General features: G+C 67.5%; 8 protein-coding genes. 3 read left to right on the top strand and 5 right to left on the bottom strand.

Annotation, left to right across the window (positions count from 1 at the left end):
* Nucleotides 1-57 precede the first annotated feature (57 nt).
* Both DB31_RS01255 and DB31_RS01250 read right to left on the bottom strand, forming a co-directional pair.
* Nucleotides 58-846: a serine protease gene (locus tag DB31_RS01255; RefSeq protein WP_052419630.1), complete on the bottom strand. Its 789-nt coding sequence runs from the start codon at nt 844-846 to the stop codon at nt 58-60.
* Between the two features lie 242 nt (nt 847-1,088).
* Entirely contained in the window at nt 1,089-1,865 is a 777-nt protein-coding gene (locus tag DB31_RS01250) for a hypothetical protein (RefSeq protein ID WP_044180853.1), read from the bottom strand.
* Nucleotides 1,866-2,142: 277 nt separating this feature from the next.
* Between DB31_RS01250 and DB31_RS01245 the strand changes: the two genes are divergently transcribed.
* Genes DB31_RS01245 through DB31_RS01235 form a run of 3 tightly spaced genes read left to right on the top strand, consistent with a single transcriptional unit; the run spans nt 2,143 to nt 9,672 of the window.
* On the top strand, nt 2,143-3,093 hold the full coding sequence (locus DB31_RS01245) for a thioesterase domain-containing protein (protein ID WP_044180850.1): 951 nt from the start codon (nt 2,143-2,145) through the stop codon (nt 3,091-3,093).
* Complete coding sequence (locus tag DB31_RS01240; RefSeq protein WP_044180847.1) at nt 3,090-6,362, top strand: beta-ketoacyl synthase N-terminal-like domain-containing protein; 3,273 nt, start codon at nt 3,090-3,092, stop codon at nt 6,360-6,362. The genes DB31_RS01245 and DB31_RS01240 overlap by 4 nt, the downstream gene beginning before the upstream one ends.
* Entirely contained in the window at nt 6,355-9,672 is a 3,318-nt protein-coding gene (locus tag DB31_RS01235) for a non-ribosomal peptide synthetase (RefSeq protein ID WP_052419629.1), read from the top strand. Before DB31_RS01240 ends, DB31_RS01235 begins: the two co-directional genes overlap by 8 nt.
* A gap of 31 nt (nt 9,673-9,703) precedes the next feature.
* Here the strand turns inward: DB31_RS01235 and DB31_RS01230 are convergent, their stop codons facing one another.
* The 3 genes from DB31_RS01230 to DB31_RS51140 all read right to left on the bottom strand — a co-directional run bounded on the left by DB31_RS01230 (nt 9,704) and on the right by DB31_RS51140 (nt 13,921).
* Nucleotides 9,704-11,086 carry a cytochrome P450 gene (locus tag DB31_RS01230; protein ID WP_044180844.1) on the bottom strand — a complete coding sequence of 461 codons (1,383 nt, stop codon included), beginning with the start codon at nt 11,084-11,086 and terminating at the stop codon, nt 9,704-9,706.
* A gap of 100 nt (nt 11,087-11,186) precedes the next feature.
* Nucleotides 11,187-12,104, bottom strand: coding sequence for an alpha/beta hydrolase (locus DB31_RS01225; RefSeq protein ID WP_075305808.1), 918 nt, complete (start codon nt 12,102-12,104; stop codon nt 11,187-11,189).
* A gap of 209 nt (nt 12,105-12,313) precedes the next feature.
* Nucleotides 12,314-13,921: a calcium-binding protein gene (locus DB31_RS51140; RefSeq protein WP_169786996.1), complete on the bottom strand. Its 1,608-nt coding sequence runs from the start codon at nt 13,919-13,921 to the stop codon at nt 12,314-12,316.
* Between the last annotated feature and the right edge of the window lie 36 nt (nt 13,922-13,957).

The raw sequence follows: 13,957 nt of genomic DNA, 5'->3' as shown, positions 1-13,957 counted from the left end.
ATTTGACCACGGCAGGGGGCATCGGCGGCAGGGTGGGGGCCCCGGCCGTGGGCACCTTTACATGTTGCTATTGATCCAAGTGATGTAGTTGCCCACGCGGGTGTAGATGCCCGGATAGCCCGCCCGCGCACAGCCGATGCCCCAGCTCGTGATCCCCACGAGCACTCCATTGACTACCAAGGGGCCCCCGCTGTCTCCCTGGCAGGCATCCTTGCCTCCCTGTGGCACTCCTGCGGCGATCATGTTGGTCGTGATGGACGCGCTGCCGTAGGCCGCCTGCGCGTCCGCGCGCGAGACGATGGGAACCGTCACGCTCCGCAGAGCGGCAGACAGACTTCCACCTTCCGAGGTCGTTCCCCAACCGGAGACCAGTGCCTGCTGACCCGCTGAGGGCTCCGAGCCCTGAGAGGGCAGTGGGATGGCCCGTGCTTGGGTTTGCCCCAAGGTCAGAGCAGAGGCGAGGCGAAGGATCGCGATATCGTTGTTGATGGTGCTCGAGCTGTAGGAAGGATGCGAGACGATCGATTGGACCGCAACGAGCGTTCCCCCGCTCGCGTGCTGCAGGCTGTTATAGCGGACCGAGATGCTTGAAGGAGACGCCCCGGCCACGCAGTGCGCGGCTGTGAGCACCGTCCTCGAGTTGAGGATCGCGCCACCACAGAAATGAGAGCTCCTCCTCAGGGACACCTGCCAGGGGGCCTCCCCCGCAGGGGATATAGAACCTCCGACGATCTCATCGCTCACACTCCCAATGCTCTCGAGCTCGAGCCCGTCGAAGCTGTCCAGCTCCTCCCCGCCACAACCCAGCAGACCTACCGCGACAATCAGTCCAACGATGAAGCGCATATGTATTTCTCCCGTTCTCGTGTGCACCTGCCGTGCGGCGGGAGAGCGTCTGCAGGCCACATGCCATCTGTGAGCGGCCGTCTTTCCTGTGAAGGCACTCGGAGGAATGGGCGGCAGCCAGGATTGTGGCGTGTCAGTGACATGTCAGGCGAGGCGGTGACGTGTTAGGGCGTCGGTCACAACCGGCGCCGAGCGCCACGGGTCGGTCGATGCCCGCGCCCATCGCTACGAGGAGATCCACCTCACGTGAGGAGCGCGGCGACGACTCCGGTGGGCCGCCGTGACTGTTCGCGGAACGTGAGCCACGGCGTCCCGAAGAGCTTCTTCTGGTGGAGGCGGCCTGGGGCGCCCTCGGCCTCCAGCAGCCGGTTGACGACGAGGACAACGGTGTCGCCGTGCCCCACCCGCACGTCGTGCTTCTGGCCCGAGCGGTCTACGATGACGCCGGTGTGCGCGCTCTTGAGCTTGAGGGTGAGGAAGCCGGGCTCGCCGATGAGGACGAGCAGCCCCTCGCCCAGCGCCTTGGCGTAGCGGGAGTGGGTGTCCACCGAGGGTATGAAGAAGGTGCGGTCCGCCCGGGCTCGCGCCGACAAGCCCTCGCCGTAGTAGTCGAGCAGTAGCACCGCCGCGTCGTCGGGGCTCAGCTCCGTGGGCGGAGGCCCTGGAGGCCGCGGCCTGCCGCCGGTGAGCTCCGTGGCGCCACGCAGGGGCAGCGAGGGCAGTCGCTCGCGGCACGTCCGTGCGTCCCACTCGGTGAGAAGCCCCCAGGCGTGGAACTGCGCGATGCCTTCCTCCAGCGTGATGCCGGGGGGAGGCTCGGGCTGGAGCAGCACCACCCGGAGCCCCGTGGGCCGGGCCGCTAGCGTGGCCAGGCACCGTGTCCCTGCGGAGAGCTCGCGCTTCCAAGACACCGAGATGTCGAACGGTAGCTCCCGGCCGTCCTCCAGGACGAGCGTCCCGAAGCCGCGCTGCGGTTGGAACTCCTTCACGGTGCAGGGAACCGGCCCGTTCGTCTCCATGGCGCGGACTGTAGCCGCTCTCCCGGCTTGGAGGGCGTGCTCCAGCACGCCGTCAGACCTGGAAGGTCTCTCACCCGTTGTCGTGATCAGGCACAAGCCTTCGCGGACGGATCCGCCCGCTCGTGCCTCTTGGCCACGCATGCATGGTCGGTAACGACCCGCCGTCACAGGTTCTCTGAAAGCAGGCGTGGCACACCGCGCCGATCAGCGTGATCCGCATCGCCATAGTATGATGGCCGACGTTTGCGCCGTCAGCAGAGTGGCCAACGGAGGAAGCATGACCGCAGAGCAGAACCAGAGCCTGTCCACTGAGCAGAAGAAGGCGATGCTCCTGGAGCACTACCTCAAGTTCAAGCCGAACCCGAAGAAGACAGACACCATGGTGCTGCTGCGCCAGGGAGCACCAGGAGCGCCCATCCTGTTCTTCTGCCCTGCCACTGATGGCACTGTGAACTACCTCCGCAACTACCTGCCGTACCTCCCAGAGGACTGGTCCATGTACGGGTGCCAGACTCCAGGCCTGGAGGGCGAGCAGCAGCCCTACCGGACCATCGAGGAGATCGCCGCCTTCGACGTGAAGCGGATCCTCGAGATCCAGCCAGAGGGCCCCTACTACATTGGCGGCTTCTGCAACGGAGGCCTCGTCTGTTACGAGATCTGTAAGCAGCTGCAGGACCGCGGCAAGCAGGTTGCCCTCTGCCTCGACTTCCTCCCGCTCTTCCCTCGCCAGTGGACGGAGCTGGCCCACCTGGAGTCCCCCCGCAAGCGCGTCGTCCAGGACTTCATGTTCGTGTTCGACGAGTTTCTCGGTAACTCCATGGAGGGCTTCCCGATCGAGGAGGTCCTGAGCAAGGACGACTCGATCCAGATCGACGTCTTCCTGGATCTCCTGCGCAAGCACGGCTACCTCAAGACGGATCAGGAGGAGCTTCTCTTCCGCCACCGCGTCAACGTGTACAACGCGGGCCTGGAGGCCATGCTGGCGTACAAGCCGGCCCTGTACCGCGGCGTCATTGAGGTCATCGCCGCGGGTGAGGAGGCGCAGTACCACAAGGAGATCCAGCAGGACTCGCCGTACGCCACGCACCTGTGCACCGTTCAGACGAACCAGCGGAAGGTGCACTTCGTGGATGTGCCCGGCAAGGTCTTCGTCACCGGCAAGCAGCCCGAGATGGGCATGATTGGTGAGCTCATCCGCGAGATCACCACGCGCGCGGTGGCCAAGTGACGCGACCCCGAGGCACGGATGGCGCCATCGCCATCGTGGGCCTCGCCTGCCGGTTCCCGTCGGCCCCGGACCAACATGCGTTCTGGGCCAACCTCTTGAACGAGACGGACCTCATCAGGCTCACGCCCGCGGAGCGCTGGTACTGGAGCACTGTCCGCAGCATCGAGTCCGAGAACGGTTCGCAGCCCGGCTCGTATCTGGACGACGTGGACCGGTTCGACGCGCCCTTCTTCCACATCACCGGCCGCGAAGCCGGCTGGATGGATCCGCACCACCGGATCATGCTGGAGCTGGCCTGGGCGTGCCTGGAGGATGCCGCCCACACACCGTCCAGCCTGCGCGGGAAGGCGGTGGGTGTCTACGTCGGTGCCTCCAGCCAGGACTGGAGGCCGCTGCTGGAGGCCTCCAGCAGCCCGGCCGAGGGCTACACGGCGCTGGGCGCCGCCGCCTCGTTCGTCACCAGCCGCATCTCCTACTTCTTCAACTTCAAGGGGCCGAGCCTCGCCATCGACACCGCGTGCTCCAGCTCCCTGGTGGCGCTCCACAGAGCGGTGCGGGACATCCGCCTGGGTGAGTGCGAGCAGGCGCTCGTGGGCGGGGTCAACCTCAACCTCATCCCCGCGCCGGGGATCTGCTTCTCGCGGGCCGGCATGCTGTCGCCTCGGGGGCGGTGCCGGACCTTCGATGAAGGCGCCGACGGATACGTGCGCGGTGAGGGCGCTGCGATGCTCCTGCTCAAGCCGCTGGCGCAGGCGCGAGCAGACGGGGATCGCATCTACGGGACCGTGTACGGATCCGCGATGAACCACGGAGGGGCCGCCCCCACGGTGACTTCTCCCAATCCCTATTCGCAGTCTTCCGTCATCGCAGAGGCCTTCCGGGACGCCGGCATCCCACCAGACCGGGTGTCCTATGTGGAGACCCACGGCACAGGTACGCCGCTTGGGGACCCGATCGAGATCGCGGGCCTGAAAAGGGCGCTCTCCGCTCTGGCGCGTGAGCACGGTGTAGAGCTCGCGCCTGGCTCCGTAGGCCTTGGAGCGGTCAAGACGCACCTCGGCCACCTGGAGGCCGCGGCGGGTATCGCAGGCGTGGTGAAGGTCCTGCTCTGCCTGGGCCATGGCAAGAGGGTGGGGCTGCAGGGGTTCGAGAAGCCGAACTCGCGCCTGCGGCTCGATGGCTCGCCGCTCTTCTTGATCGGCAAGCCCGTGCAGTGGCCCGCTGGAGACCGAGTGGCCGGCGTGAGTTCTTTCGGGTTCGGAGGCGTGAACGCCCACGTGGTGTTGGGAGATCCTCCTGCCGAGGCCAGCGGCCCGCAGGCCACGCCTGGCACTGGCCACCGTGCGCACTGTCTCGTGCTGTCGGCGGCAAACGATGTGACCCTCCGCGCGCGGTGCCGCGACCTCCTGTCCCTGCTCGAGGGCCGCGCACCACGCCCGATCGGCCTCTCTCCCCACGATGAGGGCGGCCTTCTGTCGCTGATCTACACCCTGCAGGTGGGCCGTGAGCCGCTCCCCGCACGTCTCGCCAGCCCCGTCCAGAGCATCGCGGATGTCATTGACGTGCTCTCGGGCTGGTTGGCCGGCAAACCGGGGCCGCTCGCCGTGCACGGAAACGCGGGTGCGCCACCGGCCTCTCCAGAGTCCCCTCCACGCCTCGAGGACGCTCCCGAGGTGTGGTGCCGGCGTTGGGTCCAGGGCACCGAGGTTGACTGGGCTCTGCTGTATCCCTATGGGCGCCCGCTGAGGATGGGCCTTCCGTCCTACCCCTTCGAGGACCACCGCTACTGGGCGTTCGAGCAGCCGCGCTCGTGGAAGAACCCCGTCGAGACCTTGGCTGAGCGCCCCACCGAGACCGCCGCCCTCACAGCCCTGTACGCTGAGCAGGAGCGGATCCAACGTCAGCTGATCGTCCAGCGGACCTTCCTGGCATTGTCGGAGCTCGGCCTCAGAGAGCCCATCTCCTCGGGCGAGCTGGCCACACGGCTCGGCGTGCAGCCGAAGTATGAGCGCCTCCTCACGGCGGTGCTGGACATTCTGCGCGCCGCAGGTCACGTCGAGGAGACGGGCGGCGCCATCCGGCTGGTGGGGCAGCCCGCAGCTGCGCAGCCAGGTCCGGCCAATGCAGCGCTCGACCTGCTGCAACGGTGCCTCAGCCACCTGAGCCCGGTCCTGCGGGGCGAGCTCCCCGCCACGCATGTCCTGTTCCCCGATGGCGCGATGAGCCTCGTCGAGAACGTCTATCGCGGCAACCCCATCGCGGACTTCTTCAACGCACGCACTGCGGAGGCTGTCGAGAAAGCCGTGCTTGCCAGGCTCGCTCAGCTCCCGGACGGCGGGACCGTCCACCTGCTCGAGATCGGAGCGGGCACGGGCGGAACGACCGCGGGCATCATCGATCGCCTCGCGCCGCACGCGGGCCGCATCTCCTATACCTACACGGACGTGTCCCTCGGGTTCCGGAACTTCGCCGAGCGCTTCGCCGAACGCGCATCCTATCTGTCCTGGGCCTTGCTGGACATCGAGCGCGATCCGGCCGCCCAGCGTGAGGTCCCGATCAGCCACTACGACGTGGTCATTGCCTCCAACGTGCTTCACGCCACCACGGACATCCGCCGGACCCTCGAGCACGTGGCAACGCTGATGACGGCGGGCGGCGTGCTGGTGCTGAACGAGATCTGCTCGGCGTCGCCCTTCACCACGTTGACCTTCGGCCTCCTCGACGGCTGGTGGCGCTTCCGTGATCCGGAGGTCCGCATCCCGGGTTCACCGGGGCTCTCCTTCGACTCCTGGCGCCAGATGCTCGGCCAGCGCAGGTTCCAGTCGGCGCGCTCGGTCGCGGGAGAAGGAGCCGACCGGCTCGGGCAGCAGGTCATCACCAGCGTGTGTACGGCTTCCAAGACGAGCCCGAAGCCCACCGCCACAGCCACGGCAACCCCCGTGCGTGCACCTGCCCCCGGCGGAACCGCGGAGACCCGGGAGACCCCGGAGGTGGAAGAGGCGCTGAGCGCGGCCCTGGCGGCGACACTGCGGATCGACCGGGAGCGCATCTCGCCACAGCACACTTTGTACGAGCTGGGTGTCGACTCACTCGTGGCGCTCGATCTGCGAAACGCGCTGGAGGTTCGCTTCAGCGTGAAGATCCCCATGGACGTTCCCCTGGAGGAGCTGACGATCCAGCAGGCTGCCGGGCGGCTGACGGAGCTCATCTCCCTCGGAGTGCCCGCAGAGACAGCCGCTGCTGACGAGGGGGAGGACGGGTATGTCTGAGTTCGAGGGTTCGCTCGGTCAGTTGATCAACTCTGGCGTCGAGCTGTGGGTAGACGGTGGCCGTCTCGGCTTCAAGAAGGTGTCGGGGAAGCTCTCGGACGGCGAGCGGTCCTTCCTCTCCACGAACAAGGCGCGGATCCTCGAGCTGCTGGGCGATCGGCACGCCGCGTGGCTCAGCGGCGTGCAGAAGCGCATCTGGTTCATCTCGCAGTACGCCCCCGAGTCCACGGCTTACACCATTCCCTTTCTCTTCGACGTACCCGCCGGCACTGATCCGCACCGGCTGCAGCAAGCCTTCGAGGCGCTGGCTTCCCGGCATCTGGCGCTGCGCGCCAGCTTCCCCAGTCTGGAGGGCATCCCCATCCAGATGTTCGAGGCGCGGATCAACATCCCGGTCGAGACGGTCCTCCTGCCGCACGAGCCGCGTGCACGCGAGGACATGGTTCGCACGCACCTGGTCCGGCCGTTCCGCATGGACAAGGCTCCCTTGTTCAAGGTCTTCCTGTTCCGCGCGCCCGACGGCAGCCAGCAACTCGGCCTGTCACTCCATCACCTGATCGGAGACGGGTGGTCGATCCGGCAGATGATGCGCGACCTCGGGCTGCTCTACGCCGGGGAGGAGCTGCCTGGAACCGCACCGTCCATCGTGTCCTTCCTCCGCGCGGAGCGTCTGAGGAACCCCGAGACGCTGGCCGAGGAGCTGCGCTACTGGCGCCAGCGGCTGGCCAACCCGCCGGTCCTCTCGCTGCCCTACGATCAGGAGCGGCCACGCCACCTCACCTACGACGGGGGCCAGGTCCGCGCGGACCTCGACGAGGCGATATCGGAGGGCCTGAGGCGCTTCGCCCGGGAAAACAGCACCTCCGTGTTCACGGTCCTGCTCGCGGCCTTCGGGGTGTTCCTGCATCAGCACTCGCGGCAGCGGGACCTCATGGCTGGCATCCCTTATGCCGCTCGTGAGACGCGGGAAGCGCAGGACATCGTCGGATGCTTGATGACGACCCTCGTGCTGCGGCTCGAGACGGATCCGGGAATGAGCTTCGTCCAGCTCATCAGCCAAGTGGGCCGGACGCTGCGCGAGGCGCTCGGACATGCCTCCCTGTCCTTCGATCGCATCGTGGAGTCCCTGGCGCTGGAGCGCGACACCAGCCGGAACCCGGTGTTCCAGGTCCTGTTCGGACAGATCCCCGCCGCTGACGTGGAGGAGCGCGGCCTGCCGTTGCGGCAGCGCTACCTCGATGCGAAGAAGTGCCAGTTCGACCTGGAGTATTACTACTCCGGCGGCGACGGCCAGGGCGCGATCACCAGCTTCTTCGTCTACAACACCCGCCTCTTCGAGGAGGAGACCGTCCGCCTCTTCTCGGAGCGGTGGCTGCAGCTCGTGCCCTGGCTCATTGCACACCCCAGCCTTCCTCTCCGGGACGCCCCCCGGCTGGCCCCCTCCACCGTCCAACGTATCCGCAATGAGTGGAACGCCACCGCCCAGCAGTGGGACGAGGCCGGCGGCGCGGACGCGCTGATCGCGCGGCAGGCGCAGCGCTCGCCGGACAAGATCGCGGTGGTGTCCGGACCCCACTCCCGGACCTACGGCGAGCTCCTGCGGAATGCCGGGAGCTTCGCGGCCCGTCTTTGCGAGGCAGGTGTCCGGCCGGGCTCCCTCGTGGGCATCAAGATGGAGCGCAGCGTGGGCATGGTGGAGGCGATCCTCGGGAGCCTCCTGGCGGGCGCGGGCTTCGTCCCGCTGGACCCGGCCTTCCCCAGCAACCGGCTCGGCTACATGATCGAGGCCTCCGGCACCCGCCACGTGGTGACGGACACCGGTGAGGTGGAGGTGCCTGGCGGGGCGGTGCGCGTCGTCTACGATGGCATCCCCCAGACCGAGCCTTTCCCTCCCCACCCCAACCGCGGCGAGGACGTGGCGTATGTGATGTTCACCTCGGGGTCTACCGGTCAGCCGAAGGGGGTGGCCGTGCGCCACCACAACCTGGTCAACCTGCTGCGGGCCATGGCCCGCGCCCCAGGGATGCAGCATAGTGACAGGCTGCTCGCCGTCACCTCGCTGAGCTTCGACATCTCGCTCCTGGAGCTGTTGCTGCCCCTGACCGTGGGCGCCACGGTACGGGTGGCCACCCGTGAGGAGCAGAGCGATGCACAAGCACTCCTGAGCTACCTCGAGGCGGACGGCATCACGGTGATGCAAGGCACCCCCTCCACCTGGCGCATGCTGCTCCAGTATGGATGGACAGGCAGCCCCGGGCTGAAGGTGCTGTGTGGCGGCGAGGCGCTCAGCGACGAGCTCGCCCGGGTGCTCATGCCAAAGTCCGCGGCGCTGTGGAACCTGTACGGGCCTACCGAGACCACCATCTGGTCCAGCAGAAGGTACTTCGGCAACGGCCAGCAGCGCGTGACGCTCGGCCAGCCCATCGAGAACACACGGCTGTACGTGCTGGACGAGGACCAGCGCCCCGTTCCGCTCGGCGTGGAGGGAGAGCTCTACATCGCGGGGGATGGCGTCGCGCAAGGCTACATCGGCCGCGAGGATCTCACGGCGCAGCGCTTCCCGACGCTGGGCATCGATGAGCTCGGAGTCACTCAGGAGCGGTGCTATCGAACGGGAGATCGGGTCCGGCAACGGCACGACGGTGAGCTGCTGTTCCTCGGGCGCCAGGACCATCAGGTCAAGGTGCGCGGACACCGCATCGAGCCCGGCGAGGTGGAAGCAAGGCTGGCCGAGGTGCCTGGCATCGCCGAGGCCGTGGTGGCCGTGCAGGGTGAAGCCGAGCGCAGCCGCCTCGTGGCCTTCCTCGTCTCCAGTGGCGAGCCGGTTCCCACGGGCACGGTCCTCGCCCACCTGCGCAAGCACCTGCCTTCCTACATGATCCCGCACATCGAGCACCTGGAGCGGATGCCCATGACCTTGAACGGCAAAGTGGATCGAACCGCGCTGGCGCAGAGGAGCTCCGCAGGCACCGCTCCCACGGGGCCTCAGGAGGCGCTGAGCACCGGCGACGAGATTCGCGTCGCGGCATGGTTCAGTGAGGTGCTGGAAGTGCCGGCCACCCACCGGCAGGCGGAGTTCTTCGAGCTGGGCGGCCAGAGCCTCTTGGCGACCCGTGTCCTGTACCGCATCAACCAGCACTACAACATCGACATGCGGCTCCCCGAGTTCTTTCAGGGATCGACGGTGGCGGTGCTGGCGGCGCGCATCAAGGAGCTCGTGGATGAGCGCCAGCAGAAGATCACCGCCGAGGTCGAGGGGATGAGCGAGGATCAGGTCACCCAGGAGCTGAAGCGGCTCGGGCTTCTGTAGCCACCGGACAGGGCCTGGGCCCCTTCCTCCACTAGGCGGAAGCGGCCCTGCGGGGCTCACCCTCCAGGAGCTCGAGCTTCATCGGGAGCCCTTCGGCTGGCTTCGGGAACGGGAACTTGTCCACCAGCGGCACGTAGCCATCCCTCAGCTTCAGCCGGTACCGGCGCAGCAGCTGGAAGAGGTACGCCTTCACGTTGAGCTCGGCGAACTTCATGCCGATGCACCGGTGGGCACCGCCCCCGAAGGGCATCCACAGGAACCGGTGCTGCTGATGCTCCGCACGCTCAGTCGAGAAGCGCCCTGGATCGAAGGTCTCGGGATCCTTCCACCATTTCGGGAGCCGGTGGTTCGCGTCGACGCTGACCCAGATGTTGGTGTTGGCGGGGATCTGGAGGCCCACGAGCGTGCACTCCCGGATGACACGGCGCGGGAGCCCGATCACCGGGGGATACAGCCGCAGCACCTCCTTCATCACCAGATCCGCATCGGACAGGCTCCCCAGCTCGTCGTAGGAGAGCTCATTGCCCAGGGCCATCACCTGGGCGCGGATCCGCTCCTGCCACTCCGGGTGATTGGCGAGACCGAAGGCCACGTTGGAGAGGACGCTGGTGGTGGTGTCGTGCGACGCCATCAAGAGGAAGATCATGTGGTCGACGAGGTCGGTATCGCTGAAGACCTCGCCCTCTTCGCTGGTGGCGCGGCAGCACTGCGAGAACAGGTCGGTCCCGTTGCCCTGGCGGCGCTGGGGGATGAGCGAGCGGAAGAAGTCCTCCAGCGTGCGGCGGCCCCGCTGGGCGTACCACGTCCGGGTGCCCGGCACCGGGTAGCGCAGCAGCGCCGTCGCGCCGTCGAGCATCGCCATGAAGGCCTTGTTGAGGGTGTCCATCTCCGAGGCCAGGTCCAACCCCAGGAAGGTCTTCGCGGACGAGGTGAGGGTGAGCGCCTTGACGGCTGGGTAGAACCGGAAGTCCGGCTGGCGGTGCCAGCTGGCGATGCCCTGCTCGATATGACGGTTGAGCGCCTCGACGTAGGCGCGCATGGGCTCTGGTTTGAAAGCGGCGTTCATGATGCGGCGGTGGGTGTGGTGGTCGTCGAAGTCCCGCAGCATCAATCCGTTCTTGAAGGTGTCGCCGATCAGCCGGTGCCAGCCGTACTGGCTGGAGAAGTTGCGCTCCTTGTCCAGGAGGACCTCCTCGGCCAGCTCGGGGCCGACGAGGATGAGGCTGCGGTCGCCGAGGATGCTGGTCCGGAACACGGGCCCGAAGCGCTCATGCATGCGCAGCTTGTAGTGGACGGGGTCCTTCAAGAACTCGAGGGTGTCCCCCAGGAAGGGCACACCCGACACGCCGGGGATGTGCCCCAGGCGCTGATTGGGCCGCAACGGGAGGCTGGCGGTGGCGGACTGTTGTGTCATCGGACCCTCTCGGCGGAACGCGGCAACCGCCCATGATGCGGGCGCCCGGGGCTCCAGCGCAACAGGCTGCGGGCCTGGGCGGATGATCAGGCTGCCACGCTCACGCGGCCGTCTCGCCTCCAGGGCGAGCAGCGGCTCCCGCCAGGAAGTCCGCCGCGCGCTGCACCACGCCGGGATCCTTCAGGAGACGCAGGTGCCCCAGCCCTTGGGTCCGCACGAACCCCGCACCGCGCCACAGCTGTGCGAGCGCCTCTCCCTGGGCGAGCGGAATCTCCCGGTCACTCTCGTCATGGAAGATGAGGAGATCCGCCTCCATCCTGGCGGCGTGGGTCTTCGGGAGGAGCTGATCGAAGGAGATGCCTGTGCGCCGCTCGGAGAGTTCGCGCATACGTGCCCACAGTGCTGGGCTTACATCCAGCATCTCGCAAAACCGGGTCCAGAAGCCCTGAAAGTCCAGCGGCGGTGCGAAGAAGACGAGACGCGGTACTCGGAGCCCCTCTGCGCACGCGATGACGGTGCTGGCCGCGCCCAGAGAGTGCGCAGCCACGCCCGCAAACCCGCCGCACGTGTCCGCGGCCGCGCGGATGGCCCACGCGAAGTGGAGCACGCTGGAGAGCTGGCCCTGGGACTGGCCATGTCCAGGCATGTCCACCGCGATCACCCGGTGACCGCTGGAGACGAGCGGCTGCACGAGCGCCACCATCTGGCCGGAGTGTCCGCCCCATCCATGGCACAGCAGGACTGCGGGGCCTTGCCCCCAGCTCCAGGCAGCCACCCGTCCTCCTTCGACAGGGATATGGAACCGCTGCCCGGCCGTGAGCACGGCCTGTTCCTCGGCACGGACTCTCGAGGACATGGGCTTGAAGAACAGAAACCGGGCGAACTCTGCCGCAAGCGAAGGTGACAGCCGCTCCGTCACTCGCAACGCGCGCCGGAACAAGCCGATGCCCGGTGGGAGGCGGGGGGGACGGTCTGCCTGTGAGCGCTGAGGCGTCTCGCCGGGGCTGGGACTTTGCATCTTGGGTTTCTCCAGGGGCTCGTCTCAGCATAGACGCAATGAAGCGGGCGCGCTTGCGGCCCTGATGGGAGCACGGCCTGGTCAGGCGTGTACCCCAAGGGGGCTGCGCGGCCTGTCCCCCGGCCGGCAGCATCACTCGGGCGGCCCCGTCGCCGGCCCTCTTCGGCTCCTCTGCGCCCTCCCTCCTCCTCAACTGGGCCCCTATCCCTCTATGCGCGCCGGGCGTTGCCTCGGCCACCCACAAGCACGTCATGGCCGTTGCCGCCGGAGAGCGTGTCGTTGCCTCGGCCGCCCAGGAGCACGTCGTTGCCATCGCCGCCAGAGAGTGCGTCGTTGCCTCGGCCGCCTGCGAGGACGTCATGTCCGCTGCCGCCGGAGAGCCGGTCGTTGCCTCGACCGCCCAGGAGCACGTCGTTGCCATCGCCGCCGGAGAGTGTGTCGTTGCCTCGGCCACCCACGAGTACGTCATGTCCGCTGTCGCCGGAGAGCGTGTCGTTGCCCCGGCCGCCGAGGAGCACGTCGTTGCCATCGCCGCCGGAGAGCGTGTCGTTGCCCCGGCCGCCGAGGAGCACGTCGTCGCCACTGCCGCCAGAGAGCGTGTCGTCGCCTTGGCCGCCGAGGAGCACGTCGTTGCCATCGCCGCCGGAGAGTGTGTCGTGGCCTTGGCCGCCGAGGAGCACGTCGTCGCCGCTGTCGCCGGAGAGCAGATTGTTACCCTGGCCTCCAAGGAGCACGTCGTTGCCGTCGCCACCAGAGAGCGTGTTGTTGCCCTGACCGCCGATGAGCACGTCGTCGCCGCTGTCGCCGAAGAGCCGATTGGTGCCCTGCCCCCCGATGAGCGTGTCGTTGCCACTGCCGCCGGAGAGCAGATTGTTACCCTGGCCCCCAAGGAGCACGTCGTTGCCGTCGCCACCAGAGAGCGTGTTGTTGCCTTGGCCGCCGATGAGCACGTCGTCGCCGCTGTCGCCGAAGAGCCGATTGGTGCCCTGCCCCCCGATGAGTGTGTCGTTGCCGCTGCCGCCGGAGAGCAGACTGTTACCCTGGCCCCCGATGAGCGTGTCGTTGCCACTGCCGCCGGAGAGCCTGTCGTTGCCCCGGTCGCCTCTCAGGACGTCATGTCCGCTGTCGCCAGAGAGCCGATCGTGGCCCTTCCCTCCGATGAGCGTGTCGTTGCCACTGCCGCCGGAGAGCCGATCGTTGCCTTGGCCACCGTTCAGGACGTCACGGCCGCTGCCGCCGGAGAGCGTGTCTTTGCCCTGTCCGCCCACGAGCTTGTCATTGCCGCTGCCGCCGGAGAGCCTGTCTTTGCCGCTGCCGCCGGAGAGCGTGTCTTTGCCCAGACCGCCTTTCAGGACGTCATGGCCCTTGCCCCCCGAAAGCCGGTCGTTGCCCTTGCCACCGACAATCGTGTCATTGCCGCTGCCGCCATTGATGCGCAGCCCCTTCTTGACGCTCTTGTCCGCGACGATGGTGTCGTTGCCAGCGCCTCCATTGATGACCATGTTCTGAGCTTGCTGCGCGGTGAGCTTCACCGTCTTGCCGTCCGAGGTGATCGTCAACCCGCCGTCCTTCTGCTGGCGAACGGTCGCGTGGTTGTTGCCAGAGCCGAGATCCACGATCGTCTTCCCTTTCTTGTCGGCGCGCACTTGAGGCCCTGGGGCCTCGAATCTGTCACCCTGGACAGGAGTCCGGGCCTTGGCCGGTGGAGCAGGGGGCGGCGCGCCCTTGGGCGCCTGATGCGGCTTGGCAGGTGTTGGCTTGCTAGGGCTCGGCAGCTTCGCTGGGTGCGCCGGGCTCCCCTTCTTGATCGTGTTCATGTCTGTTTCCTCTTGCAGCGTGGTTACAGGCATTAT

The organism is Hyalangium minutum (assembly GCF_000737315.1).
Classification (GTDB): domain Bacteria; phylum Myxococcota; class Myxococcia; order Myxococcales; family Myxococcaceae; genus Hyalangium; species Hyalangium minutum.
This window is presented reverse-complemented; position numbering and strand designations above follow the sequence as displayed.

Coding starts and splice junctions, on each gene's coding strand:
- DB31_RS01255 (WP_052419630.1), bottom strand. CDS start 846: ATGCGCTTCATCGTTGGACTGATTGTCGCGGTAGGTCTGCTGGGTTGT.
- DB31_RS01250 (WP_044180853.1), bottom strand. CDS start 1,865: ATGGAGACGAACGGGCCGGTTCCCTGCACCGTGAAGGAGTTCCAACCG.
- DB31_RS01245 (WP_044180850.1), top strand. CDS start 2,143: ATGACCGCAGAGCAGAACCAGAGCCTGTCCACTGAGCAGAAGAAGGCG.
- DB31_RS01235 (WP_052419629.1), top strand. CDS start 6,355: ATGTCTGAGTTCGAGGGTTCGCTCGGTCAGTTGATCAACTCTGGCGTC.
- DB31_RS01230 (WP_044180844.1), bottom strand. CDS start 11,086: ATGACACAACAGTCCGCCACCGCCAGCCTCCCGTTGCGGCCCAATCAG.
- DB31_RS01225 (WP_075305808.1), bottom strand. CDS start 12,104: ATGCAAAGTCCCAGCCCCGGCGAGACGCCTCAGCGCTCACAGGCAGAC.
- DB31_RS51140 (WP_169786996.1), bottom strand. CDS start 13,921: ATGAACACGATCAAGAAGGGGAGCCCGGCGCACCCAGCGAAGCTGCCG.